Below are 25149 nucleotides of genomic sequence, written 5' to 3' on the forward strand. Positions count from 1 at the left end.
AGTGAGTAAGAGCAAGGATTTTATCGTTGTAAAAGGTGCTAGAGCACATAACTTAAAAAATATTGATGTAACCATTCCGAGAAATCAGCTTGTCGTTGTAACGGGATTGTCTGGTTCGGGGAAATCATCATTAGCATTTGATACGATTTATGCAGAAGGGCAGCGCAGATACGTAGAATCATTATCTGCGTATGCGCGCCAGTTTTTAGGACAAATGGATAAGCCGGATGTGGACACGATTGAAGGATTGTCACCAGCGATTTCAATCGATCAAAAAACGACGAGTCGTAATCCACGTTCAACTGTCGGAACGGTAACGGAGATTTATGATTATTTACGTTTATTATTTGCGCGAATTGGTACGCCAATTTGTCCAAATCATGGGATTGAAATTACATCACAAACAGTAGAGCAGATGGTAGACCGTGTTCTTGAATATCCTGAACGTACGAAATTACAAGTGTTAGCTCCTATCGTGTCTGGGCGTAAAGGTGCACATGTGAAAGTACTTGAAGATATTAAGAAGCAAGGATATGTTCGTGTACGTGTTGATGGTGAAATGCTTGATGTATCTGAGGATATTACGTTAGATAAAAATAAGAAGCATTCCATTGAAGTTGTAATTGACCGTATTGTTGTAAAAGAAGGAATCGCAAGCCGTCTTGCTGATTCACTTGAAAGTGCATTAAAGCTTGGCGGAGGCCGAGTGTTAATTGATGTAATGGGAGAAGAGGAACTTCTATTTAGTGAACATCATGCTTGTCCGCATTGTGGTTTTTCAATCGGAGAATTAGAGCCGCGTATGTTCTCATTCAACAGTCCGTTCGGAGCATGTCCTTCTTGTGATGGACTTGGTTCAAAGCTAGAGGTAGATTTAGAGCTTGTTATCCCGAACTGGGATTTATCATTAAATGAACATGCAATTGCACCTTGGGAACCGACAAGTTCACAATATTACCCGCAACTTTTACAATCTGTATGTAATCACTACGGCGTTGATATGGATGTGCCTGTGAAAAATATACCGAAAGATTTATTTGATAAAGTGTTGTACGGAAGCGGGGAAGAGAAGGTTTATTTCCGCTATGTAAATGAATTTGGTCAAGTAAAGGAAAATGAGATTTTATTTGAAGGTGTTATTCCAAACATTGAACGTCGTTATCGTGAAACGAGCTCCGATTACATTCGTGAGCAAATGGAAAAGTATATGGCAGAACAAGCTTGTCCGAAGTGTAAAGGTGGACGCTTAAAGCCTGAGAGCTTAGCTGTATTTGTTGGCAATAAAACGATTGCTGACGTAACGAAGTATTCAGTTCAAGAAGTACAAGAATTCTTCTCGAATGTAGAGCTAACGGAGAAGCAACAAAAAATAGCTCATTTAATTTTAAGAGAAATTCAGGAGCGCGTTGGGTTCTTAGTGAACGTTGGTTTAGATTATTTAACGTTAAGTCGTGCCGCAGGAACTTTATCAGGTGGTGAGGCGCAGCGTATTCGTTTAGCGACGCAAATTGGTTCTCGTCTAACTGGCGTACTTTATATTCTTGATGAACCTTCAATTGGTTTACACCAGCGTGATAACGATCGTCTTATTCGTACATTGCAAGAAATGCGCGATTTAGGTAATACGTTAATTGTTGTTGAACATGATGAAGATACGATGATGGCTGCTGACTATTTACTTGATATAGGGCCTGGTGCAGGTATTCACGGTGGACAGGTCGTTTCAGCAGGGACGCCGGCTGAAGTGATGCAAGATGATAATTCATTAACAGGGAAGTATTTAAGCGGTAAAGAGTTTATTCCAGTTCCACTTGAAAGACGTAAAGGTGATGGACGTAAAGTAGAGATTGTCGGCGCAAAAGAGAATAACTTAAAGAATGCGAAAATGTCATTCCCGCTTGGTACGTTTGTAGCGGTAACAGGGGTATCTGGTTCTGGTAAAAGTACGATGATTAATGAAGTACTATATAAATCGCTAGCTCAAAAGTTATATAAAGCGAAAGCGAAGCCAGGTACTCATAAAGAGATTAAAGGTCTTGAACATTTAGATAAGGTAATTGATATTGATCAATCACCAATCGGTCGTACACCACGTTCTAATCCAGCGACGTATACAGGTGTATTCGATGATATTCGTGATGTGTTTGCACAAACGAATGAAGCGAAAGTGCGCGGATATCAAAAAGGACGTTTCAGCTTTAATGTAAAAGGTGGACGTTGTGAAGCGTGCCGTGGTGATGGAATTATTAAAATCGAAATGCACTTCTTACCAGACGTATACGTTCCGTGTGAAGTTTGTCATGGTAAACGTTACAACCGTGAAACGTTAGAAGTGAAATATAAAGATAAGAATATTTCTGAAGTGTTAGGGATGACAATTGAAGATGGAGTAGAGTTTTTCGCTAATATCCCAAAAATTAAGCGTAAACTTCAAACGCTTGTAGACGTTGGGCTTGGTTATATGAAATTAGGTCAACCAGCAACAACATTATCTGGTGGGGAAGCACAGCGTGTGAAATTAGCCTCTGAATTACACCGTCGTTCTACAGGACGTACGTTATACATTTTAGATGAACCAACGACTGGTTTGCATGCGCATGATATTGCACGTCTTCTAGAAGTGCTGCAACGTCTTGTTGAGAGCGGTGAGACGGTACTTGTAATTGAACATAATTTAGATGTGATAAAAACAGCTGATTATATAGTTGACCTTGGACCAGAGGGTGGAGATAAAGGTGGACAAATCGTTGCTTCCGGAACGCCAGAGCAAGTAGTGAAAGAAGAGCGCTCGTACACAGGTAAATATTTAAAAGAGATTTTAAATCGTGATAAAGCAAGAATGAAAGAGAAAATAAAAGAAGTAGAATTATCGCAATAAGTTTATTGATGAAAACCGGGTGGAAATGACGCTCGGTTTTTATTGTATAGGGGGAGAAGATGAAGTTTTTAGAGGTGTTAAGGAAGAAAAATATGAAAGTAAGAGAGTTTCAAAGTTGGGGTGTATATTTTCGAAAGCGCTGGGAGGATCACTTTGCAAATCATTTAAGTGATGAAGAAAAAGAAGACATTTTTCTTTATGGAGATAAGTATGGATGTGGGTATCTTTGGCACATATTTAGTTATGAGAAAAAGAAGTGTTTAGAGGGTAAAGAAGCAAAGAACGCGTTTCATAATGAAGTGAAAAAGGATTGCTACATTTTCTACCAACACTGTGATGAGGTACTGTTAATAAAGGATGCGAGTTTGTTACATATGGATGATATATTGTGTGAGAGGGACGATATGTATAAGGGTGATATCTATATTGTAGATAAGGAGTTCACTTGGACTTTTGTAAAAACTCATGAACATAGATGGTGCGGCCCTTATTTTACTAAGAAATGTTAGTAGGTATACAAGCATGAAAGATAGAATAAGTTGATATAAGTGTTCGTATCATACTTGCGTTTCTTATCTATTAGCGTATGATGAAATATATATGTTTAAAAGGATGTGTAACGAAATGAGATGGATTGTATCACTTCTTGTAAATAGCGTTGTGTTAATCGCTGTATCGGGACTTTTAAAAGGGATTGCACCAGATGCATTTTACGTAGCAAATATACAAACTGCAATTATTGCGAGTATTATATTGGCGGTTTTAAATGTGTTCGTAAAGCCATTTTTAATTTTAATTACGCTACCAATTACTGTTGTAACTTTCGGCTTCTTCTTAATTGTTATTAATGCGATTACGTTAAAAATAGCAGATTCATTATTAGGAGATGCTTTTAATATATCAGGATTTGGTGTAGCGATTGTTGCGGCAATTTGTATTTCAATTTTTAATATGATAATTGAAAAGGCAATTGTTGAGCCTCTATATGAAAAAAAGAGAAAGTGACAAAAAGAAAAACATTTCATTATTCGTATGAAATGTTTTTTTCTATTTATTAGAAACCGTATTTCTTGTTTTCAGAAAAAAATGGTACAATATCCGATAGAATGGAATTTTACATCAAACGAGACTGAACCCGCAGCGGAGTGGAGGTTTATACATATGCCGAAAGTAAGGACAAAAGATTTAATTGAACAATTTCAATTGGAGTTAATCAGTGGTGAAGAAGGTATTCATCGTCCAATTGATACAAGTGATTTATCACGACCTGGAATTGAAATGGCAGGGTTTTTTACATATTATCCAGCAGATCGTGTGCAGCTTCTTGGTAAAACGGAGCTTACTTTCTTTGACACGTTAACGTCAGAGCAAAAACAAGAGAGAATGAAAGCGCTTTGTACTGAGGAGACGCCATGTATTATTGTAACTCGTAATCAAGATGTACCAGATGAGTTATTACAAGCATCACGTGAATCAGGTATGCCTTTATTACGTTCTTCTCAAACGACAACGAGATTATCAAGTCGTTTAACAAACTATTTAGAAGGTAAGTTAGCACCAACAACAGCTGTGCATGGTGTGTTAGTAGATATTTACGGCGTTGGTGTTTTAATTACAGGTCAAAGTGGTGTTGGTAAAAGTGAGACAGCTCTTGAGCTTGTAAAGCGTGGTCACCGTCTTGTTGCGGATGATAGTGTGGAAATTCGTCAAGAAGATGAAGATATGTTAGTCGGAAGTTCACCAGATTTAATCGAGCATTTATTAGAAATTCGTGGTCTAGGTATTATTAACGTTATGACGTTATTCGGTGCAGGGGCAGTACGAAATTATAAGCGTATTACACTTGTTATTAATCTTGAAATTTGGGATCAAAAGAAAAATTACGATCGCTTAGGTCTTGATGAAGAGAAGATGAAAATTATTGATACAGAGCTTACGAAGATTACACTTCCAGTTCGTCCTGGTCGAAACTTGGCTGTTATTATTGAAGTAGCAGCGATGAACTTCCGTTTAAAACGTATGGGAGTCAATGCAGCACAGCAGTTCTCTGAACGATTAATGAGTGCAATTGAGTTAGGAAATCAGGAGTAAACTTTGGAGAGGGAGGTCATATACATATGCTGTTAGCTTCTGTACCACAGCTTGACCGTGTAGCTATCCAACTTGGGCCGTTTCCTGTGTATTGGTACGGGATTATTATCGGTACAGGTGTACTATTAGGTCTTTGGCTGGCAACTCGCGAGGGAGAAAGGCTAGGTATTCCAAAAGATACATTTGTTGACCTTGTATTAATTGCAGTACCGATCGCTATTCTTTTTGCGAGAATGTACTATGTTATTTTTGAATGGGAATATTACGCACAAAATCCGAGTCAAATTATTAATATTCGTCAAGGTGGTTTGGCGATTCATGGTGGTTTAATCGGGGCTGTTATTACAGGTGTTCTTTTTGCGAAACGACGCGGGGTTTCCTTCTGGAAGTTGGCAGATATTGCTGCACCAAGTATTTTACTAGGACAAGCAATTGGCCGATGGGGAAACTTTATGAACCAAGAGGCGCATGGTGATGAAGTAACGAGACAGTTTTTAGAAGGTCTTCATTTACCAGATTTCATTATTAATCAAATGTATATTGAGGGTGTGTACTATCATCCGACGTTTTTATATGAATCATTATGGAATTTTGCAGGCGTAATTTTACTACTTGCATTAAGAAAAGTGAATTTACGTCGCGGGGAGTTATTCTTCACATATTTAATTTGGTATTCAGTAGGACGCTTCTTCGTAGAAGGCTTACGTACAGATAGTTTAATGCTAGGACCACTTCGTATTGCACAAGTAATGTCAATTGGACTTGTTGTTATTTCTATTATTTTCATTATTGTGAGACGAAAAATGGGGCAAGCTGATAAAAGATATTTAGAAAATTAGAGACAAGTAGCATCTTATTATAAGATGCTGCTTCTTTCATATTCAGGAAGGCGAAAGGACTAAGGCGATGAGAATAAATACCGTGTTATTTGATTTAGATGGAACTTTAATTAATACAAATGAACTTATTATTTCTTCGTTTTTACATACTTTAAATACATATTATCCAAATCAATATAAGCGTGAAGATGTGTTGCCATTTATCGGTCCATCTTTGCATGATACTTTCAGCAAGATTGATGAAAGTAAGGTTGAAGAGATGATTACTAGCTATCGGAAATTTAACCATGATCATCATGATGAATTAGTAGAAGAATATGAAACTGTATATGAAACAGTTCGAGAGTTGAAGAAGCAAGGTTATAAAGTTGGTATTGTTACAACGAAAGCGAGACAAACCGTTGAGATGGGATTACAGTTGTCAAAGCTTGATGAATTTTTTGATGTTGTCGTGACAATTGATGATGTAGAGCATGTGAAACCACATCCGGAGCCACTTCAAAAAGCGCTTGAATTATTAGATGCAAAACCAGAAGAGGCATTGATGGTTGGGGATAATCATCATGATATTGTCGGTGGTCAAAATGCGGGGACGAAAACAGCTGCGGTTTCATGGACGTTGAAAGGTAGAGCGTATTTAGAGGCTTACAAGCCGGACTTTATGCTAGATAAAATGAGTGATTTGCTACCGATTTTGTCTAACATGAACCGTTCATAAAGGTCCAAGTAAGTTAGTAGAGGAGCGAGCTAAGTGCGACGGACAACGCGCTATCCTGTTTCAGGAGAAAATTCGTTATGGAATGTGTATAAAACAGTGTCTTTTTGGAAGGTAATGAAAAACTTTATTATTATCCAAATTGCGCGTTACACGCCATTTTTATCCGTAAAAAATTGGTTGTACCGCACTTTTTTACGGATGAAAGTAGGAAAGAAAACATCATTTGCGCTTATGGTAATGCCGGATATTATGTTCCCAGAAAAGATAACTGTGGGAGAGAATTCGATTATTGGCTATAACACAACGCTTTTAGCACATGAATATTTAATTCGTGAATATCGACTTGGCGAAATCGTCATTGGAAATGAAGTAATGATTGGAGCGAATGTAACAATATTACCAGGTGTGAACATTGGAGACGGTGCGATTGTCTCAGCTGGCACACTTGTTCATAGAGATGTACCGAGCGGTGCTTTCGTAGGTGGAAATCCAATGCGTATTATTTATACGAAAGAGCAAATGACCGCAAGAGAAGGTTCATGGTGAAAATGTAACATTTCTCCTCTTTTTTTATGAATAAAAAGGAAATAATTGAGTATAATATACTGTTTTGTTTTTTACGGAATCGTTTATACTTATAGATAGAAGAATGTGTGAACGAAGAAAACAAAAAACTGGAGGATATATGGGGAAAAATCAAAGGATATATAAGGAGAACGGACAAGTTATCTCTTTTAATCAATTAGCGGACTTCTTTTATAAAAAAGGGATGAGAGCTTACAAAGGACAAAAATTGCAAGATGCAATTAAATATTTTCGAAGAGCGGCACAAAGTGAGAAGGAGCCGTTTATTTTATGTCAATTAGCATCAGTATTATCTGAGGCTGGTGAATATCAAGAATCGAATCAAATCTTCTTAAAGTTAGTTAGATCTAATCCAGAACTTGAACAGTGCTATTATTTTATTGCAAATAATTATGCATATATGGGGTTATTTCAACAGGCGAAGAAATATGCAGATCGTTATTTAGAAGTTGCAAAAGAGAAGGAATTCGTAGAAGATACATTAGAACTTCTTGAGATTATGGAAGAAGAAGCAATGGGTGCGGAAGAGATTGAAGATGAAGATGATTTAATTGTTATGCAGGAAGAAGCGAATCGCTATATTCGTAATGGACAATTGGAAGAAGCAATTGCTACATTAGAAATTGTTACGAAAGATTATCCGGAATTTTGGTCAGGTCATAATAATTTAGCCATTGCACATTTTCAATCTGGTAATGTAGACAAAGCACTGAAGTTAACAGAAATGATTTTAGAGAAAAATCCTGGCAATATACATGCGCTTTGTAATACGCTTATTTTTCTATATTCAATTGGAGAGCATAAACAAGTAGAGGCATTAGCGGGACAGCTAGTTTCGGTATATCCGATTTCATTTGAACATCGTTTGAAACTGGGAACTACACTCGCAACAATTGGTTATTTCGAGCATGCATATAAGTGGTTCAAACTATTAAAGCGTCAAGGATATGAGGGAGACGTTAGTTTTTATTATTGGTTTGCATATTCTGCGTATATGGTGAAAGACCAGCAACTAGCTGAAAAAATGTGGCAATATGTCGTGGAATTACATCCTGATAAAAAGGGAAAAGAACCGTGGAATGCGCTGAATTTAGCAGATGAAGGGCAAAATGTGTTATTTGAAGAATTACGAAAATCATTTCAGCAAAGTGCGACGCTAGAAGAACAAATGCTAGCTTTATATTTAATGAATGAATTGTCAACGCCGGAGAAGGTTGGATTCTTCTTTGATATAACGCAAGCGAAGAACGGTGTTCCCATCGTATCGCAACTTGCAAAGTACTTCTTTTTACTTAATAGTCATAAGAGTATTCCAGCTGATTTACAGCAATTTGAGCAGTGCGCGAGAATTGCGGATGCATTATACAATTATACGAAAAAAGATGATGAATTAATTGAAGAGTGTTTACACTTTTGGTTTTGTACGTTCATACGTTTATATACATCTGGAGACATATTTACAAATGTGTACGGCTGGTCAGCTGCGATTGAATACATTGTACGCGGCGAACAAGGAAATAAAATGACACAGTCGGAGCTTGGAGATGTATATAATGTATCTGTAGCGACTGTCCGAAAGTATGTGCAAGCTGTTAAGCGTACGCACACATAAGATAAGCAAATCATTGGGAAAAAAATGATGCTAACAGTATAATGAGGGTAACTTAATTGTGTAGGAATGGATAGGAGTGAATAGTGTGTCAGAAGAAAAAATTTATGATGTCGTTATTATTGGTGCAGGACCAGCTGGTATGACAGCTGCAGTATATACATCTCGTGCAAATTTAAGCACATTAATGCTTGAGCGAGGTATTCCAGGTGGCCAAATGGCAAACACGGAAGATGTAGAAAACTACCCAGGTTATGAGTCTATTTTAGGACCAGATTTATCAAATAAAATGTTTGAGCATGCGAAGAAATTTGGTGCTGAATATGCATACGGTGATGTGAAAAAAGTCATCGATGGTAAAGAATACAAAACAATTATTGCTGGTAAAAAAGAATATAAAGCACGTGCAATTATCGTTGCAAGCGGTGCAGAGTATAAAAAAATTGGTGTACCGGGTGAAACAGAACTTGGCGGCCGCGGTGTATCATATTGTGCAGTATGTGACGGAGCATTCTTTAAAGGAAAAGAGCTTATCGTAATTGGTGGCGGAGATTCTGCTGTTGAAGAGGGTGTGTTCTTAACACGCTTCGCATCAAAAGTAACGATCGTTCACCGTCGTGACACGCTTCGTGCACAGAAAATTTTACAAGACCGTGCTTTCCAAAACGAAAAAGTAGATTTCATTTGGAATCACACTATAAAAGAAATCAACGAAGCAAGTGGTAAAGTAGGAAGTGTAACACTTGTGGACGTAAATAGTGGAGAAGAGAAAGAAGTCAAAACTGACGGCGTATTTGTATACATCGGTATGTTACCTTTATCAAAACCATTTGTTGAACTAGGTATTACAAATGAAAATGGTTACCTTGAAACGAACGAGCGTATGGAAACGAAAATCCCTGGTATTTTCGCAGCTGGTGATGTTCGTGAAAAAATGCTTCGTCAAATTGTAACTGCAACAGGTGACGGTAGTATTGCAGCGCAAAGTGCACAACATTACGTAGAAGAATTATTAGAGGAATTAAAAACTGTATCAGAAAAATAAGGGATAATATACCTTTTGAGAAGAAAGCTACCGACAGGAGCTTTCTTCTTTTTTTGTGTGAAAATGTCAAAATTTTGTCAAAAAATATAAGGATTATAAGCTTTCTTATTGATATACTGGACTTTACGGAAAAAATCACTATAAGAAATGAGGAATTTATTCAGTATGGAATGGCGTAATATATATCGTGGATTTTGTATGGGCGTTAGTGATTTAATTCCTGGTGTGAGCGGCGGTACAATCGCTGTTGTGTTAGGGATTTATGAACAATTGCTTGCGGCAATTAGTGGATTCTTTAGTCGTGAATGGAAAAAACATTTAGGATTTTTAATTCCCCTTGCAGCTGGTGTGGCAGCGGCATTTTTAACGTTAAGTCACGTTATTAAATATTTACTTGCAAATCATTATGAACCGACTCAATTTTTCTTCCTCGGTTTAATTATTAGTATATTACCGATGTTAATGAGGGAAGCTGATGCAAAGTCGTCGTTTAAAGGTAAGCACATCGTTTTATTAATAGTTGCAGCAATTCTTGTTGCGATTACAGCTTTCTTTAAACCAGATAAGGCAGCAGATCCAATTACGACTTTAACAATTTTAAATGCAATTGGTTTATTTTTCGCAGGATGGATGGCTAGTATGGCCATGCTGCTTCCTGGGATTAGTGGATCGTTTATTTTATTAATTATTGGTGTGTATCCAACAGCAATTAACGCTTTAACTACACTTAATTTACCTTTAATCGTGGTTATCGGTGCTGGTGTTATGGTTGGATTTGTTGTAAGTAGTAAAGGCATTAGTTTTTTATTAGATCGTTATAAAAGTATGACATTTGCGGCAATTATTGGACTTGTAATCGGTTCGATTGTAATTGTATTCCCAGGGATTCCGACTGGTGGATTTTCAATTATAAGTTCAATCATTACCTTTATTTTAGGATTTGCGATTGTTACTTATTTCGGTAAGAAATAAGTACTTTAATCCCCTTGACGATAAAAAGCGTTAAGGGGATTTTTCATGCTATTCATTAAAAGTCTAAGCATTTACATTGCTTGTTATAGAAAGCTTTTTTAAAATTGCTGAGTAGCATATGCTTAGCGAAAGAGGACTGGCTCCTTCGTTGTAGCAAACTGTTTTTGATAGTATAATGAAAGAAGTATGCAGTGAGGAATTTTACTGCAAGTAGCTGAGGTGAAGAAACATGCAAAGAGTGACAAACTGTGTGTTAATTAGAGATAATGAAGTACTCTTACTCCAAAAACCTCGCCGGAATTGGTGGGTTGCACCAGGCGGGAAAATGGAGCGTGGTGAGACTGTAAGAGATTCCGTTGTTCGCGAATATCGCGAAGAAACAGGTATTTATTTGAAAAACCCAGCGTTAAAGGGGGTCTTCACCTTTGTCATCCAAGAAGGTGATAAAGTTGTTTCTGAATGGATGATGTTCTCCTTTTTAGCGACAGATTTTGCAGGAGAAAACAAACTAGAGAGCGAAGAAGGCATCATTGGTTGGCATACATTTGATAAAATTGATGATTTAGCAATGGCGCCAGGAGATTATCACATTATTGATTATTTAATTAAAGGAAATGGCATAATCTACGGTACATTTGTATATACCCCAGATTTTGAGTTGCTTTCATATCGATTAGATCCGAGTTAAACCGTCAAGGAGAGGATACGATGACAGAGAATAATGATATAAAAATGGTAATTATTACAGGGATGTCTGGAGCTGGAAAAACAGTAGCTTTACAAAGTTTTGAAGATTTAGGATATTTTTGTGTAGATAATTTACCACCGATGTTATTGCCAAAGTTTATTGAGCTTATGGCGGATTCAAAAGGGAAAATGAATAAAGTGGCACTTGGTATTGATTTACGTGGCCGCGAGTTTTTCGAACATTTATGGGGAGCACTTGATGATTTATCAGAACGTACATGGATTATTCCTCATATTTTATTTTTAGATGCGAAAGATAGTACGCTTGTAACTCGTTATAAAGAAACGAGACGTTCGCATCCACTTGCACCAACTGGTTTGCCGTTAAAGGGAATCGAAGCAGAGCGCAATTTATTAACAGATATGAAAGCACGAGCGAATATTGTGCTTGATACATCGGATTTAAAACCGAAAGAATTACGTGAAAAAATTGTTCACTTGTTCTCAACAGAAACTGAGCAAGCATTTCGTGTAAATGTTATGTCATTTGGATTTAAGTACGGTATTCCAATTGATGCAGATTTAGTATTTGATGTTCGTTTTTTACCAAATCCATATTACATTCCACACATGAAGCCATTAACAGGACTAGATGAAGAAGTTTCTTCGTATGTACTGAAATTTAATGAGACACATAAGTTTTTAGAGAAGTTGACGGATCTGATTACTTTCATGCTGCCTCATTATAAAAGAGAAGGCAAAAGTCAACTTGTAATTGCAATTGGATGTACAGGTGGACAGCATCGTTCTGTTACGCTTACAGAATACCTTGGGAAACATTTGAAACCAGAGTATAGTGTTCATGTATCTCATCGTGATGTGGAGAAGAGAAAGGGCCATTAAGGGATGAAAAAAGAGAGAAAACCTAAAATTGTCATCATGGGAGGCGGAACTGGACTCTCAGTTTTATTAAGAGGATTAAAGCAATATCCTGTTGATATTACAGCAGTTGTTACAATCGCTGATGATGGTGGCAGTTCGGGTCGATTACGTGATGAGCTAGAAATTCCACCTCCAGGTGACATCCGTAACGTACTTGTTGCGTTATCGGATGTAGAGCCACTGGTGGAAGCTTTATTTCAGCACCGTTTCACAACAGGAGACGGACTGAAAGGTCATGCGTTAGGAAATCTATTATTGGCAGGTATGACCTCGATTACAGGAGACTTTTTCCATGCAATTACAGAAACAAGTAAAGTATTAAATGTCAGAGGACGTGTATTACCAGCAGCGAATCAAAGTGCGGTACTTCATGCGGAACTTGAAGATGGGGAAATTGTAACAGGTGAATCAAAGATTCCTTATTACGGAAAGAAGATTAATCGTGTCTTTTTAACTCCAGAAGATGTAGAGCCATTGCATGAAACGTTGGCTGAGATTAAACGAGCTGATTTACTTGTTTTCGGTCCTGGCAGTTTGTATACGAGTATATTGCCCAATTTAGTTGTTAACAAAATTGGAGACGCTGTTCTTGCTGCAAAGGCGAAGAAGGTATATGTATGTAACGTTATGACACAAGCGGGTGAAACGATGGGATATACTGCTTTTGATCATGTGCAGGCGTTACACGATCATTTAGGGCAACCATTTATCAATACTGCAATTGTAAATAACCGTGAGATTCCTTGTGAATTACGTAAGTTATATGATGAAGAAATGTCTACACCAGTTGTAGTGGATGAAGAACGTTTTGTTGAAAATAATATTGATGTTATTCAAGAGGGATTAGCGAAGTATGATGATCATGTTGTAAGGCATGATACGTTAAAGTTAGCTTCCATTTTATATTCATTGTTATAAATATGCGTTGCCTCGTTTGAGGTAGCGCTCCTCATTCATATAGGACAAGAATTTTGTTCCATAATAATCGTATAAGGAGGTGTTGACTGTGTCATTTGCATCAGAAACAAAGAAAGAGTTGACGAATCTTGAGATGAAGGAATGCTGTGAGAAAGCAGAATTATCAGCGTTACTTCGAATGAACGGGTCGCTTTCTTTTTCAAACCGTCGTCTATCTATCGATATTCAAACGGAAAATGCGGCAATTGCAAGAAGGATTTATACGCTTTTGAAAAAAGGATATGACGTGACGGTAGAATTGCTTGTTCGTAAAAAAATGCGCTTGAAGAAAAATAATGTATATATTGTGCGGCTTGTTGAGAAGTCTCGTGAAATATTAGCTGATCTTCATATCGTTCGAGATGACTTTTCATTTATTCGAAATATATCACAAGAATTGATTGAGAAGAAGTGTTGTAAACGATCGTACTTACGCGGCGCATTTTTAGCAGGTGGTTCAGTAAATAACCCAGAAACATCATCTTATCATTTAGAAATCTTTTCGTTATATAAGGAACATAATGATGCTATATGTGAACTGATGAACGGATTTGATTTAAATAGTAAGACGTTGGAAAGAAGAAAAGGGTACATTACGTATTTGAAAGAAGCAGAAAAAATTACAGAGTTTTTAAATATTATAGGTGCTCATAATGCACTTTTAAGATTTGAAGATATTCGAATCGTACGTGATATGCGTAATTCTGTAAATCGTTTAGTGAACTGCGAAACAGCTAATTTAAATAAAACAATTGGTGCAGCACTAAGGCAGATTGAAAATATTCGTTACATTGATGAGACAGTTGGTCTTGATATATTGCCGGATAAACTACAAGAGATTGCACAATTACGAAGAGATTATCAAGATGTAACATTGAAAGAGTTAGGTGAGATGGTATCCGGGGGGAAGATTAGTAAGTCGGGTATTAATCATCGTTTGCGTAAAATCGATGAAATTGCAGAGAAATTACGCGCGGGGGAAACGGTAGCAAAAAAATAAGAGGTTAAAGGGGAAATGGAGCTGTGGTTCAAAAACGAGTTCAGGTTTCATTAAAAAACGGTTTACAAGCACGTCCGGCTGCGTTGTTTGTACAAGAGGCAAATCGCTTTCATGCAGATATCTTCATCGAGAAAGATGGAAAGACAGTAAATGCAAAGAGCATAATGGGGATTATGAGCTTAGCAATTGGAACTGGAAGCATGATAACAATTACAACAGAAGGTTCAGATGCAGAAGAGGCTTTAGAAGCATTAGCTGCATATGTACAATAAAAAGCTATCGCGTATATGCGATAGCTTTTTTGTTGTCTGTGCGAATTAGCGAGGAGGGGTATTTAAGGGGTACGTGCTTGTCGAGAATTGGCGGTAAGTCGATAAGTTATGTCGAAACGTCGATATATTAAAATAATCGCCGATATAATCGGAGTTGCGGTCGATATATTTGAAAAATCGCTGATATATTTAGAGAGATACTGGATGGGGTATGTGAGCGGGGAACAATATATAAAAGAAGCGCCCAATTATAGGGCGCTTCCACTTTTAGTTGTATCCAGCTCCAGCGACCTGCGATTCTAAACGAGCCGCTTTCGCTTTTAAGTATTAACGATTTGTAAAGATTTTATCGATTAAACCGTATTCTAAAGCTTTTTCTGCTGTCATGAAGTTGTCGCGGTCTGTGTCGCGTTGTAGTACTTCAAGTGGTTGACCAGTACGGTCAGCAAGAATTTGGTTTAGTTTTTCACGTAAGAATAGGATACGTTTTGCAGCGATTTCGATTTCAGTTGCTTGACCTTGTGCTCCTCCAAGTGGTTGGTGAATCATTACTTCACTGTTTGGAAGTGCATAACGTTTTCCTTTTTCACCTGCTGCAAGTAAGAATGCACCCATAGATGCTGCCATACCGATACAGATTGTTGATACTTGTGGTTTAATAAACTGCATTGTATCATAGATTGCCATACCCGCTGTGATAGAACCACCAGGGCTGTTGATGTAGATGTGAATATCTTTTTCTGGATCTTGAGATTCCAAGAATAAAAGCTGGGAAACGATTGAGTTAGCTACGTTGTCATCAATTGCACTACCAAGCATAATGATGCGGTCTTTTAATAGTCGAGAGTAAATATCGTAAGCGCGTTCTCCACGATTTGTTTGTTCAATTACTGTAGGAATTAAATTCATCTGTTATTTCCTCCTTATAAAGCTTTCTTAGTCTTATAATACAATTATGGTCAATAAAGGTCAAACGAAACCACTTTAAATCAAAAAAATATGTAGTTGTACCATGAAATATTCGCTATGTTTTCGAAATTCCCTGCTTATGTATCTTCAACATCATAACCGAATTACATAAATTTAAACGTTATGAAAACTGGAGAAAAAAAGAAAAGAACGCCTTTTAACTGAAGCGTTCTTTCGATAATTAGTCTTTTAAAAGATAAGTTACTTTATTTAAAATCTTTTCGATTTGTTTCGCGTTTTTACTATACATTTCGCTTGCTGATTTCGACTTTGTTTCTAGGGAAAATAGTTCAAGATCAGCATGACATTTTTTTAAAGATGCTAATAATAAAGGTTTGTTTTGAGGAGAAGGCATTTGGAGTTTGTCATTGTAAATGTCGATAGTAAGTTGTCCGTATGAATCCACTTGACCGAGGAAGACATTTTCAATAACAACACCGAGTTTTTCTAATTCTGAATGTAGCCAAGCGCGGTTATGTCCGCTTGCTGAAAGAGGTTCATCTAGTACATTTCCATCCATAATAACAGTTTGTGGTTCTTTCTCGTTTGGTACTTTTAAACCGATATCTTTTGCTGTAAGTGGCTGGGAATCTTTCTTTAATAATACATTTAATTCTCCGCTTGGTTCTAAGACAGCAAATTCGACTTCAGCTACGCTGAACGCACTTTTTCCACGGAGAAGTTCCAGTAATTCGTCACTCGTATATTTTTCTTTCTTTAAGTTATCTTCGAGTATCTTTCCGTCTTTTATTAATACGGTAGATTTCCCTTCAAAGAAGTCCCGAGCTGTTTTGTTCTTTAAAGAGAGGATTCCTGTTAAAAAAGGTACCACAGCGAAAATGAGTATCGCAAAGACGCCGTGAAAAAATTTTGAATCGAGCCCTGTAGATACTTGGGCAGCGATGTCACCAATCGTCATTCCGGCTATGTATTCAAAAAAGGAAAGCTGAGAGATTTGTCTTTTCCCTAACCATTTCGTAATAGCGAATAAAATAATTAATATGAATACAGAGCGAAGAATGACAAGTGTCCATTCCGGCAGGTGAGACATAGTCGTTTCCTCCAGTCTACTTAAAACCCTTTATATTGAGGTTCTTCACGTTCTAATACTGAAATTCTATCCTTTAAATCAGCGATGACGCTGTCCATTTCTAACATACATTCATGAAATACGCGTTTTGATTCTTCGTCTTGTGAATTTAATGAAAGGGAGCTTAAACTTGCTTGAGCGCCCCTTACACTAGCAAGGCAAGTTTTTACGCTAGCGATAACAGTCATATAAACACCTCTTATCCTTTCGGTTTGAATAACAATGCTCCAATGAAGCCGAAAATAATAGCCGCTGATACACCGGCGCTCGTTACTTTAAACATGCCGGTAATAACGCCAACGATGCCATGTTTTGCAGCTTCTTCCATTGCGCCATGAACGAGGGCATTACCAAAGCTTGTAATAGGTACAGTTGCCCCGGCTCCAGCGAAATCAATTAATGGCTCATACAAATTAAATCCATCTAATATAGCTCCAGCAACAACGAGTGTTGCCATTGTATGAGCAGGTGTTAGTTTGCCGACATCAAACATAAGTTGGCCGATTACACATATGAGTCCGCCAATGACGAAAGCCCAGAAAAAAATCATTGCGTTGCACCTCCAAATTCAATCGAAACGGCGTGAGCGATACACGGAATCGTTTCTTCTTGTTGGAATGTAAGTGGAGATAGTAAAGCGCCTGTCGCAACGACAAGTATTTTTTTGAACTCTCCTCTTTTCATTCGGTTTAATAAATGACCGTACACGACTGTTGCAGAACATCCAGGTCCGCTAGCACCAGCTATGACAGGTTGTCCTTCTCTATAAATGATAATTCCGCAATCTTGAAATTGTTCGCTCGTTACTTTCGTGCCGTGTTTATGTAGTAAGTCATAAGCAATTTCGCGTCCTACATGTCCGAGATCGCCTGTTACGATTAAATCGTAGTAAGAGGCATCAATTTGACGTTCACGTAAATGGGCTTCAATTGTATCAACTGCAGCTGGAGCCATTGCGCCTCCCATATTAAACGGATCCGTTAATCCCATATCAACCACTCGACCGATTGTTGCAGAGGTTACTCTTGGACCGTGTCCAGTATCGCTTAAAATAGCGGCTCCTGCTCCGGTTACTGTCCACTGTGCAGTAGGCGGCTTTTGTCCACCGTATTCGGTAGGGTAGCGGAACTGTTTTTCTACAGCTGTATTATGGCTTGAAGCTCCAGTTAATAAATATTTTGCACCTTTTGCATTTACGATACTTGCCCCAAGTGCTAAACCTTCCATAGAAGTAGAGCAAGCCCCGAATAATCCGAGATAAGGAGTCCCAAGTGTGCGGCAAGCAAAGCTTGTTGGAGTAATTTGATTAATTAAATCTCCTGCGAGTACGAATTGAATATCATCTTTACGAAGTTCTGCTTTTTCAGTAGCGCGACTACAAGCTTCTTCGAATAAAATCTTATGTGCTTTTTCATAGGAATCTTGTCCGAGCCATAAATCTTCATGAAGGATATCGAAGTCTTCTGGGATGTTCCCCTTTGCTTCAAATGGTCCACCGACAACCCCTGTTGAAATAATGACTGGTTTGTTTTCAAATACCCACGTTCGGTGTCCTTGTAACATTTATAGCCCTCCCCATTGAACGAGAATAGTTTTAATAAGTGCGATGACGAAAGCGGAAAATACACCAAATAAAATAACAGAACCAGCTAGTTTAAACATATTACCGCCGACACCAAGTACAAAACCTTCCGTTCGGTGTTCAATACACGCGGAGATAACAGAGTTACCAAATCCAGTGACAGGTACAGCTGTTCCAGCGCCTGCAAACTGACCGAGACGATCGTATACACCGAATCCGGTTAGCAACATTGAGATAAAAATGAGAGTTGCGACTGTTGGATTTCCTGCTGAGCGTTCGGTAAAATCGAAATACGTAATATAAAAAGTTGATATCAGTTGCCCGATTAGGCAGATAAAACCACCAACGAAAAAGGCCTTTAAACAATTTTTTAGAACAGGGCGTTTCGGTTCGCGTTCTTGCTCGAATTTTTTGTATTCCTGTTGTACAGGGGTTAAGTTTTTATCTTTACTTGACATTACAATCCTTCCTTTTCTATTCGAAAGCGTTAAGTGTTAGATTCCATTTCTGATCCGATTAGCTTTAACTGTTTTTTGATCTCATCTTTAGATACTTCTTTTTTCTTAATTTTGTTTGCAAGCTTTTCGAGTAACATAAAGATTTTTTTATCTGTACTAACACGAACATCGAAAGTAGGATATTCATCACTTAGTTGCTTTTGAAGTTTCTTGCGCAAAGGTTTTAATCCAAACCTTTCATGATGCTCAGGTATAACCGCTATGTAGAGATCTAAATTTGAATTCACTGCTGCGCTTTTTATAATTTCATCCATAGCGAGGGCCTTTTTCTTAGCTCCTTGCGATATAGATTGATTAAAGGATTCTGTACTCATCTTTGTTAATTTTGGACCCTTTTCTTTTTCTGTTCGTTTTGTTTCTTCTTTCTTTACCTTTTTATCTAATGGGCTATGATCACAACCGGTAAAAGAACTAAATAGAAGTATAAATAACGCGGTTATAAGTCCAATCTTTCGCATAATCATCATTCCATTTCTATTGCAATATGTAATGTGATAGAAAAAGGATGACTGCATATCATCCTTTTTCTATTTCACAGCAAGATTGGTTCGTTATTGCTGTGAGTATTGTGGTTCTTCTTGTTGGACTTCTTCAACACGTGGGTTTAAAGAATCGATAATCGTTTGTGTTTGCTGCGCAGCTGTTTGGAAAAGTTGCTTAGCTTGTTGGTTATCCGTATCAAGAGCGAATCCCTCTAAGCTAGCTTGTGCACTTTTTAATCCAGAAACAGTCTGCTTTAATTTTGTAATTACAGTCATTGAATGAAGCCCCCTTTGGAATATCAATTCAAAGATTATAATTTGTGAGTTGGGGAGAATTTATGATTGGAAAATTTAGGGGTGGAATGGATTTTATATGCTTTTAGCTAAGATGCATAAGGTATTACAGGGATATTTTTATTGATTTAGATGGATTTTATTGCTATTATTATGAGAAGAAAATGAAGTGTTTTCTATAATCATGCGCCCATAGCTCAGTCGGATAGAGCGGTGGTTTCCGGTACCACGTCTGCCGGGGGTTCGAATCCCTCTGGGCGCGTCAAAAAGTCCTAACTTACGTTTTGTAGGTTAGGACTTTTTTTATTTACCTCTTGTTATATCTAGTAATAAGATTTACTATTAGTACTTGATGATAATTTTTAACTTTATTATTTTCTTTCAATATTATTCAAATTTCGGTTGTAAGTTGTAAATCTCATTAATACATATAAATTAATAATATTTTGGAATGGGTGTCTGCGTGAGGATTCTCCTTTTACCAAACTTATTGTACAATAGAAACAAGGGGGAGATTAGTTTGAAGGCAAGTCTTTTACAAGAACAAAGCTTACGTTTGGCAATGACACAAGAGTTAAGGCAAGCGATTACAATGCTCCAGTATAATGTACAAGAATTATCGGAGTTTTTGTATGAGCAATCGTTAGAGAATCCCCTTATTGAGTTAGGTGGTTTTGAGAGGGAGAAGAAAAAGAGCTCTAACAACAGTAAAAGTACCAGCAAACAAGTCGAGAATCAGATGGAGATCTACAGTGTGGATTCTACAACGATTCAGCAACATTTATTAAATCAAATACAGTATTATAAAATAGATGAAGAAGAGCGAAAAGTAGCTTCTTTCATTATTATGAACATGGATGGAAATGGATATTTACAAGAAACGAATGAAGAGTTAGCAGAGCTCCTTTCTGCACATATTCATGTAGTCGACCGTTCTGTAGAGCTTGTCCAATCACTGGAGCCAGCAGGGGTAGGGGCGCGTAATATTCAGGAATGTTTAACCTTACAATTGAAGCGCTTACAAAGACGTAATGGATTAGCAGAAGAGGTTGTAGAAGATCATTTCGCTTATTTTGTGAAGAAAGATTGGCGAAAGCTCGTTCAAGTGTTGAAATGTAGTAATGAGGAATTGCAGAGTGCGGTAAATTGTATAACGTCATTACAACCAAAACCAGGTCTTGCGTTTTCTTCAGATAAACCACTTTACATTGTACCTGATATGGCGGTGAAAAAAGATGGCGATCGCCTCGTTTTACAAATGAATGAGAGAAATATGCCGAGAATTGAAATTCATTCTGAATATAGTGCGCTTCTTAATAATAGTGAAAGTGAAGTAGCATCTTACGTATCAGAAAAGTATCAGCATGTGCAGTGGATTATGCGCAGTTTGAAGCAGAGAAAACAGACATTGCTGCAAGTAATGACTATTATTATGGAAAAACAACGTGATTTCTTCTGGAAAGGTCCAGAGTATTTAAGACCTCTCGCTTTAAAAGAGGTAGCGGAAGAGTTAAGTGTGCATGAATCGACAATTAGTCGTGCGACGCGAAATAAATATGTGCAAACACCACACGGTTTATTTGAGATGAAATCGTTCTTTAGCAATGCCGTTTCGACGACTGAAGATGAAGCAGTTTCTACAAAACGTGTAAAACAATTTATTCAAACGCTAATTGGGGCAGAGGATAAGAAAAAGCCACTTTCAGATCAAAAGATTTCAAAATTATTAGAAGAAGAGCATGAAATTGTTATTTCTCGAAGAACAGTGGCGAAGTATAGAGAACAAATGCATATCCCAGCTTCGTCATTACGAAAAACGATCGGATAGGTGAAGAAGATGAAAGTTGTACTGTATACTAAAAAAGATTGTGGCCTTTGCGTGAAGGCAAAACAAGTTTTACAGGAAGTACAATGTGAATATTCTTTTCAAATCGAGGAAATAGATATATATGAAGATAATGACCTTTTAGAAAAATATCACTTAATGATTCCGGTTGTAGAAATGGACGGAAAACAAGTAGAATATGGTAACATTCACAAAGGTGTCATAATAAACTATATAAAGAATGCAGTTAAGAGTTGAATAAGTTTCTATCTCCTGTTACAATAATACACGTAGCAGGGATTATTTTTTTAACCTATGTGGGACACAAAATGTCACTACGGGACGTAAAGTGACCACAAGGGAAAATGAACCGATGTAGTGAGGAGAAAAGATATGCGCTCATGGATTCAGAATACAAAAAAATTATTACCTGATCTGCTACCTGTTATGCAAACGAGAATGCAAATTCTTCAATACATTAGGCTCATGCAGCCGATTGGAAGAAGAAACTTATCAGCAAGTCTCGGTATGACAGAACGAGTATTGCGAAGTGAAGTTCAAGTTTTGAAAGAACAAAACTTAGTTCACGTCGCTTCTTCTGGAATGACTTTGACAGAAGAAGGAACAGCTTTAGTTCTTGCTTTGGAAGACTTTATGAAAGAAATTTCCGGGTTAAAGGTTTTAGAAAAGCAACTTAAGGAAACATTAGACTTGGATGAAGTTTTCGTTGTCCCTGGTGATAGTGATGAATCACCTTGGGTCAAACTGGAGATGGGCCGTGCTTGTGTGACTTGTATAAAAGACCGTCTGACAGCGAATAATATCGTTGCTGTGGCTGGAGGAACTACGCTAGCTGCTGCTGCGGACATGATGCAACTTGATTGCAAAGATTTACATATGCTGTTTGTCCCAGCACGTGGTGGAATTGGAGAAGGTGTTGAATTAGAAGCCAATACCATTTGTGCCAAGATGGCGCAAAATACGATGAGTAATTATCGCTTATTGTATGTTCCAGACCATGTTAGTAGCGAAGCATATGCGTCTATTGTGACAGAGCCTTCCGTGAAAGAAGTTCTTGAGTTGATTCGATCTTCCAATATCGTCATTCATGGAATAGGTGATGCGTTAACAATGGCACGTCGCAGAAGTACTTCAGAAGCAGATTGGTTAAAGATTCAGGCAAGCGAAGCAGTTGGCGAAGCTTTCGGTTACTACTTTAATGAAGAAGGAAATGTTGTTCATAAAGTAAGAACAGTTGGTATGCAACTAGAGGACTTACAAAATGTATCTCATGTTGTTGCAGTCGCTGGAGGTTCTTCAAAGGCAAAAGCAATACAGGCTGTAATTAAACAAGGGCACACTTCAATTCTAATTACAGATGAAGGTGCAGCAAAACAGTTAACAAAGGGTTTTACCCTTTAATATAATCCCCCAAGGAGGAAATTCAAATGACTAAAATTGGTATTAATGGATTTGGACGTATCGGACGTAACGTATTCCGCGCAGCTCTTAACAACTCTGAGGTAGAAGTAGTAGCAATCAACGACTTAACAGATGCTAAAACATTAGCTCACCTTTTAAAATATGACACAGTTCACGGAACTTTAAATGCAGAAGTATCTGCTAACGAAAACAGCATCGTTGTTAACGGTAAAGAAATTAAAGTTATCGCTGAGCGTGACCCAGCTCAATTACCATGGAGCGACTACGGAGTAGAAGTAGTAGTAGAATCTACTGGCCGTTTCACTAAAAAATCAGATGCTGAGAAACACTTAGGTGGATCAGTTAAGAAAGTTATCATCTCAGCTCCAGCTTCTGACGAAGATATCACTGTAGTTATGGGTGTTAACCACGAACAATACGATGCAGCTAACCACAACGTAGTATCTAACGCTTCTTGTACTACAAACTGTCTAGCTCCATTCGCTAAAGTATTAAACGAAAAATTCGGCGTAAAACGCGGAATGATGACAACAATTCACTCTTACACTAACGACCAACAAATCTTAGACTTACCACACAAAGATTTACGTCGTGCTCGTGCAGCAGCTGAAAACATGATCCCAACATCTACTGGTGCAGCTAAAGCTGTAGCATTAGTATTACCAGAACTTAAAGGTAAATTAAACGGTGGCGCTGTACGTGTTCCAACTGCTAACGTTTCTCTAGTTGACTTAGTTGTTGAACTTGACAAAGAAGTAACAGTTGAAGAAGTAAATGCAGCATTCAAAGCAGCAGCTGAAGGCGAATTAAAAGGTATCCTTGGATACAGCGAAGAGCCATTAGTATCTATCGACTATAACGGATGTACAGCTTCTTCTACAATCGATGCATTATCTACAATGGTAATGGAAGGTAACATGGTTAAAGTACTTTCTTGGTACGATAACGAAACTGGTTACTCTAACCGCGTAGTAGACCTAGCAGCTTACATGACTTCAAAAGGTCTTTAATTCTTAATTATATAAGTTATCAATGACAAAACGAGGGAGAGGGTTTGTTCCCTCTCTCTCTTCTTTCGTTTTAAAAGCAAATGTGTTAAGCTTTTGAGTGGGTTTTGTCAATCCTAACTAGTAGTCGGAGGGAAATCCAATGAACAAAAAATCAATTCGTGACGTAGATTTAAAAGGTAAGCGTGTATTTTGCCGCGTTGATTTCAACGTACCTATGAAAGAAGGTAAAATTACAGATGAAACTCGTATCCGTGCAGCTCTTCCTACAATTCAATATTTAGTAGAGCAAGGTGCGAAAGTTATTTTAGCAAGTCACTTAGGCCGTCCAAAAGGTCAAGTAGTAGAAGAAATGCGTTTAACTCCAGTAGCAGCACGTTTAGGCGAGCTTCTTGGTAAAGACGTTAAAAAAGCGGACGAAGCATTCGGACCAGTTGCACAAGAAATGGTTGCAGCAATGAACGAAGGCGACGTATTAGTTCTTGAAAACGTACGTTTCTATGCGGGCGAAGAAAAGAACGATGCAGAACTTGCGAAAGAATTTGCAGCACTTGCTGACATCTTCGTAAACGATGCATTCGGTGCAGCTCACCGTGCTCACGCTTCTACAGCAGGTATCGCAGACTACCTACCAGCAGTATCTGGTCTATTAATGGAAAAAGAGTTAGATGTACTTGGTAAAGCACTTTCTAACCCAGAACGTCCATTTACAGCTATCATCGGTGGTGCGAAAGTAAAAGATAAAATCGGTGTAATTCGTCATCTATTAGACAAAGTAGATAACTTAATCATCGGTGGTGGACTTGCTTACACATTCGTTAAAGCTTTAGGTCATGAAATTGGTCTATCTCTATGTGAAGACGACAAGATCGAACTAGCTAAAGAATTTATGCAACTTGCAAAAGAAAAAGGCGTAAACTTCTACATGCCAGTTGATGTTGTAATCACTGAGGAATTCTCTGAAACTGCAACAACTAAAATCGTTGGTATCGACTCTATCCCTTCTAACTGGGAAGGCGTGGACATCGGTCCTAAAACACGTGAAATTTATGCAGATGTAATTAAAAATTCTAAGCTTGTTGTATGGAATGGACCAATGGGTGTATTCGAAATGACTCCATTCGCAGAAGGTACAAAAGCAGTAGGACAAGCATTAGCAGATGCAGAAGATACATACTCTGTTATCGGCGGTGGTGACTCTGCAGCAGCTGTTGAAAAATTCGGTATGGCTGATAAAATGAGCCACATTTCTACTGGCGGCGGTGCGTCATTAGAATTCATGGAAGGTAAAGAGCTTCCAGGTGTAGTTTGTCTTAACGACAAATAAGTAGCAGCCAAAGAAAA

28 protein-coding genes and 1 tRNA gene are annotated in these 25149 nt (G+C 37.8%); 21 read left to right on the forward strand and 8 right to left on the reverse strand.

Annotated features, from left to right (window positions below; translation table 11 throughout):
* Window position 1: 1 nt before the first annotated feature.
* The 15 genes from uvrA to ACQGSG_RS02410 all read left to right on the forward strand — a co-directional run bounded on the left by uvrA (window position 2) and on the right by ACQGSG_RS02410 (window position 14595).
* Window positions 2-2878, forward strand: coding sequence for an excinuclease ABC subunit UvrA (gene uvrA, locus ACQGSG_RS02340; protein WP_000045583.1), 2877 nt, complete (start codon window positions 2-4; stop codon window positions 2876-2878).
* Window positions 2879-2937: 59 nt separating this feature from the next.
* A complete protein-coding gene (locus ACQGSG_RS02345; RefSeq protein ID WP_000670206.1) occupies window positions 2938-3387 on the forward strand; it encodes a DUF4275 family protein in 450 nt (149 codons plus the stop codon).
* Between the two features lie 115 nt (window positions 3388-3502).
* Window positions 3503-3883 carry a phage holin family protein gene (locus tag ACQGSG_RS02350; RefSeq protein ID WP_001267308.1) on the forward strand — a complete coding sequence of 127 codons (381 nt, stop codon included), beginning with the start codon at window positions 3503-3505 and terminating at the stop codon, window positions 3881-3883.
* A gap of 156 nt (window positions 3884-4039) precedes the next feature.
* Window positions 4040-4969, forward strand: coding sequence for an HPr(Ser) kinase/phosphatase (hprK, locus tag ACQGSG_RS02355; RefSeq protein WP_001127250.1), 930 nt, complete (start codon window positions 4040-4042; stop codon window positions 4967-4969).
* A gap of 26 nt (window positions 4970-4995) precedes the next feature.
* Window positions 4996-5808 carry a prolipoprotein diacylglyceryl transferase gene (lgt, locus tag ACQGSG_RS02360; RefSeq protein ID WP_000922850.1) on the forward strand — a complete coding sequence of 271 codons (813 nt, stop codon included), beginning with the start codon at window positions 4996-4998 and terminating at the stop codon, window positions 5806-5808.
* 67 nt (window positions 5809-5875) lie between these two features.
* Window positions 5876-6526 carry a pyrophosphatase PpaX gene (ppaX, locus tag ACQGSG_RS02365; protein WP_002097946.1) on the forward strand — a complete coding sequence of 217 codons (651 nt, stop codon included), beginning with the start codon at window positions 5876-5878 and terminating at the stop codon, window positions 6524-6526.
* Window positions 6527-6559: 33 nt separating this feature from the next.
* Window positions 6560-7072 carry an acyltransferase gene (locus ACQGSG_RS02370; protein ID WP_048655512.1) on the forward strand — a complete coding sequence of 171 codons (513 nt, stop codon included), beginning with the start codon at window positions 6560-6562 and terminating at the stop codon, window positions 7070-7072.
* 139 nt (window positions 7073-7211) lie between these two features.
* Window positions 7212-8723, forward strand: a complete 1512-nt coding sequence (locus ACQGSG_RS02375) for a tetratricopeptide repeat protein (protein WP_000517720.1) — start codon at window positions 7212-7214, stop codon at window positions 8721-8723.
* An 85-nt stretch (window positions 8724-8808) separates the two neighbouring features.
* Entirely contained in the window at window positions 8809-9765 is a 957-nt protein-coding gene (gene trxB, locus ACQGSG_RS02380; protein ID WP_001288079.1) for a thioredoxin-disulfide reductase, read from the forward strand.
* Window positions 9766-9930: 165 nt separating this feature from the next.
* Entirely contained in the window at window positions 9931-10737 is an 807-nt protein-coding gene (locus tag ACQGSG_RS02385) for a DUF368 domain-containing protein (protein ID WP_000455196.1), read from the forward strand.
* A gap of 229 nt (window positions 10738-10966) precedes the next feature.
* Window positions 10967-11425 (forward strand): NUDIX hydrolase, encoded by a 459-nt coding sequence (locus ACQGSG_RS02390; RefSeq protein WP_001190080.1) that lies wholly within the window; start codon window positions 10967-10969, stop codon window positions 11423-11425.
* A 20-nt stretch (window positions 11426-11445) separates the two neighbouring features.
* On the forward strand, window positions 11446-12327 hold the full coding sequence (rapZ, locus tag ACQGSG_RS02395; RefSeq protein WP_000138459.1) for an RNase adapter RapZ: 882 nt from the start codon (window positions 11446-11448) through the stop codon (window positions 12325-12327).
* Window positions 12328-12330: 3 nt separating this feature from the next.
* The gene (locus ACQGSG_RS02400; RefSeq protein ID WP_000712186.1) at window positions 12331-13284 is read left to right on the forward strand and encodes a gluconeogenesis factor YvcK family protein; all 954 of its coding nucleotides are present in this window, start codon (window positions 12331-12333) and stop codon (window positions 13282-13284) included.
* An 88-nt stretch (window positions 13285-13372) separates the two neighbouring features.
* Window positions 13373-14323, forward strand: a complete 951-nt coding sequence (whiA, locus tag ACQGSG_RS02405) for a DNA-binding protein WhiA (protein ID WP_000006560.1) — start codon at window positions 13373-13375, stop codon at window positions 14321-14323.
* Window positions 14324-14346: 23 nt separating this feature from the next.
* The gene (locus tag ACQGSG_RS02410) at window positions 14347-14595 is read left to right on the forward strand and encodes an HPr family phosphocarrier protein (RefSeq protein ID WP_000250307.1); all 249 of its coding nucleotides are present in this window, start codon (window positions 14347-14349) and stop codon (window positions 14593-14595) included.
* 327 nt (window positions 14596-14922) lie between these two features.
* Here the strand turns inward: ACQGSG_RS02410 and clpP are convergent, their stop codons facing one another.
* The 8 genes from clpP to ACQGSG_RS02450 all read right to left on the reverse strand — a co-directional run bounded on the left by clpP (window position 14923) and on the right by ACQGSG_RS02450 (window position 19512).
* Window positions 14923-15504, reverse strand: coding sequence for an ATP-dependent Clp endopeptidase proteolytic subunit ClpP (gene clpP / locus ACQGSG_RS02415; protein WP_001049162.1), 582 nt, complete (start codon window positions 15502-15504; stop codon window positions 14923-14925).
* Window positions 15505-15745: 241 nt separating this feature from the next.
* Window positions 15746-16615 (reverse strand): DUF421 domain-containing protein, encoded by an 870-nt coding sequence (locus tag ACQGSG_RS02420; protein ID WP_000018924.1) that lies wholly within the window; start codon window positions 16613-16615, stop codon window positions 15746-15748.
* Window positions 16616-16635: 20 nt separating this feature from the next.
* Window positions 16636-16842: a DUF1657 domain-containing protein gene (locus ACQGSG_RS02425; protein ID WP_000215909.1), complete on the reverse strand. Its 207-nt coding sequence runs from the start codon at window positions 16840-16842 to the stop codon at window positions 16636-16638.
* Window positions 16843-16853: 11 nt separating this feature from the next.
* A complete protein-coding gene (gene spoVAE / locus ACQGSG_RS02430; protein WP_000575919.1) occupies window positions 16854-17204 on the reverse strand; it encodes a stage V sporulation protein AE in 351 nt (116 codons plus the stop codon).
* Window positions 17201-18217 (reverse strand): stage V sporulation protein AD, encoded by a 1017-nt coding sequence (gene spoVAD, locus ACQGSG_RS02435; protein ID WP_000938972.1) that lies wholly within the window; start codon window positions 18215-18217, stop codon window positions 17201-17203. Before spoVAD ends, spoVAE begins: the two co-directional genes overlap by 4 nt.
* Window positions 18218-18694: a stage V sporulation protein AC gene (spoVAC, locus tag ACQGSG_RS02440; RefSeq protein WP_000095408.1), complete on the reverse strand. Its 477-nt coding sequence runs from the start codon at window positions 18692-18694 to the stop codon at window positions 18218-18220.
* Window positions 18695-18723: 29 nt separating this feature from the next.
* Window positions 18724-19212, reverse strand: coding sequence for a YhcN/YlaJ family sporulation lipoprotein (locus ACQGSG_RS02445; RefSeq protein ID WP_001226064.1), 489 nt, complete (start codon window positions 19210-19212; stop codon window positions 18724-18726).
* A 93-nt stretch (window positions 19213-19305) separates the two neighbouring features.
* Window positions 19306-19512, reverse strand: coding sequence for a DUF1657 domain-containing protein (locus tag ACQGSG_RS02450; protein ID WP_000216166.1), 207 nt, complete (start codon window positions 19510-19512; stop codon window positions 19306-19308).
* 204 nt (window positions 19513-19716) lie between these two features.
* On the opposite strand from ACQGSG_RS02450, the gene ACQGSG_RS02455 reads away from it, so the two are divergent.
* From ACQGSG_RS02455 to ACQGSG_RS02480, 6 genes are all read left to right on the forward strand, one after another.
* A tRNA-Arg gene (locus tag ACQGSG_RS02455) sits at window positions 19717-19792 on the forward strand.
* Between the two features lie 258 nt (window positions 19793-20050).
* A complete protein-coding gene (gene rpoN / locus ACQGSG_RS02460; RefSeq protein ID WP_000647955.1) occupies window positions 20051-21358 on the forward strand; it encodes an RNA polymerase factor sigma-54 in 1308 nt (435 codons plus the stop codon).
* Between the two features lie 9 nt (window positions 21359-21367).
* On the forward strand, window positions 21368-21613 hold the full coding sequence (locus ACQGSG_RS02465) for a glutaredoxin family protein (RefSeq protein WP_000869730.1): 246 nt from the start codon (window positions 21368-21370) through the stop codon (window positions 21611-21613).
* Window positions 21614-21748: 135 nt separating this feature from the next.
* Complete coding sequence (gene cggR, locus ACQGSG_RS02470) at window positions 21749-22777, forward strand: gapA transcriptional regulator CggR (RefSeq protein ID WP_001258185.1); 1029 nt, start codon at window positions 21749-21751, stop codon at window positions 22775-22777.
* A gap of 26 nt (window positions 22778-22803) precedes the next feature.
* The gene (gene gap, locus ACQGSG_RS02475; RefSeq protein WP_000161236.1) at window positions 22804-23808 is read left to right on the forward strand and encodes a type I glyceraldehyde-3-phosphate dehydrogenase; all 1005 of its coding nucleotides are present in this window, start codon (window positions 22804-22806) and stop codon (window positions 23806-23808) included.
* 139 nt (window positions 23809-23947) lie between these two features.
* Window positions 23948-25132: a phosphoglycerate kinase gene (locus ACQGSG_RS02480; protein WP_001036350.1), complete on the forward strand. Its 1185-nt coding sequence runs from the start codon at window positions 23948-23950 to the stop codon at window positions 25130-25132.
* The last annotated feature ends 17 nt before the right edge of the window (window positions 25133-25149 follow it).

The sequence above is a fragment of the Bacillus sp. GMa5/1 genome (assembly GCF_050172015.1).
GTDB lineage: Bacteria > Bacillota > Bacilli > Bacillales > Bacillaceae_G > Bacillus_A > Bacillus_A cereus.

Coding starts and splice junctions, on each gene's coding strand:
- ACQGSG_RS02345 (WP_000670206.1), top strand. CDS start 2,938: ATGAAGTTTTTAGAGGTGTTAAGGAAGAAAAATATGAAAGTAAGAGAG.
- ACQGSG_RS02385 (WP_000455196.1), top strand. CDS start 9,931: ATGGAATGGCGTAATATATATCGTGGATTTTGTATGGGCGTTAGTGAT.
- spoVAE (WP_000575919.1), bottom strand. CDS start 17,204: ATGATTTTTTTCTGGGCTTTCGTCATTGGCGGACTCATATGTGTAATC.
- spoVAC (WP_000095408.1), bottom strand. CDS start 18,694: ATGTCAAGTAAAGATAAAAACTTAACCCCTGTACAACAGGAATACAAA.
- clpP (WP_001049162.1), bottom strand. CDS start 15,504: ATGAATTTAATTCCTACAGTAATTGAACAAACAAATCGTGGAGAACGC.
- ACQGSG_RS02425 (WP_000215909.1), bottom strand. CDS start 16,842: ATGACTGTTATCGCTAGCGTAAAAACTTGCCTTGCTAGTGTAAGGGGC.
- cggR (WP_001258185.1), top strand. CDS start 21,749: ATGCGCTCATGGATTCAGAATACAAAAAAATTATTACCTGATCTGCTA.
- ACQGSG_RS02450 (WP_000216166.1), bottom strand. CDS start 19,512: ATGACTGTAATTACAAAATTAAAGCAGACTGTTTCTGGATTAAAAAGT.
- ACQGSG_RS02400 (WP_000712186.1), top strand. CDS start 12,331: ATGAAAAAAGAGAGAAAACCTAAAATTGTCATCATGGGAGGCGGAACT.
- ppaX (WP_002097946.1), top strand. CDS start 5,876: ATGAGAATAAATACCGTGTTATTTGATTTAGATGGAACTTTAATTAAT.
- ACQGSG_RS02480 (WP_001036350.1), top strand. CDS start 23,948: ATGAACAAAAAATCAATTCGTGACGTAGATTTAAAAGGTAAGCGTGTA.
- ACQGSG_RS02445 (WP_001226064.1), bottom strand. CDS start 19,212: ATGCGAAAGATTGGACTTATAACCGCGTTATTTATACTTCTATTTAGT.
- ACQGSG_RS02465 (WP_000869730.1), top strand. CDS start 21,368: ATGAAAGTTGTACTGTATACTAAAAAAGATTGTGGCCTTTGCGTGAAG.
- spoVAD (WP_000938972.1), bottom strand. CDS start 18,217: ATGTTACAAGGACACCGAACGTGGGTATTTGAAAACAAACCAGTCATT.
- hprK (WP_001127250.1), top strand. CDS start 4,040: ATGCCGAAAGTAAGGACAAAAGATTTAATTGAACAATTTCAATTGGAG.
- ACQGSG_RS02350 (WP_001267308.1), top strand. CDS start 3,503: ATGAGATGGATTGTATCACTTCTTGTAAATAGCGTTGTGTTAATCGCT.
- gap (WP_000161236.1), top strand. CDS start 22,804: ATGACTAAAATTGGTATTAATGGATTTGGACGTATCGGACGTAACGTA.
- ACQGSG_RS02390 (WP_001190080.1), top strand. CDS start 10,967: ATGCAAAGAGTGACAAACTGTGTGTTAATTAGAGATAATGAAGTACTC.
- ACQGSG_RS02420 (WP_000018924.1), bottom strand. CDS start 16,615: ATGTCTCACCTGCCGGAATGGACACTTGTCATTCTTCGCTCTGTATTC.
- ACQGSG_RS02375 (WP_000517720.1), top strand. CDS start 7,212: ATGGGGAAAAATCAAAGGATATATAAGGAGAACGGACAAGTTATCTCT.
- lgt (WP_000922850.1), top strand. CDS start 4,996: ATGCTGTTAGCTTCTGTACCACAGCTTGACCGTGTAGCTATCCAACTT.
- rapZ (WP_000138459.1), top strand. CDS start 11,446: ATGACAGAGAATAATGATATAAAAATGGTAATTATTACAGGGATGTCT.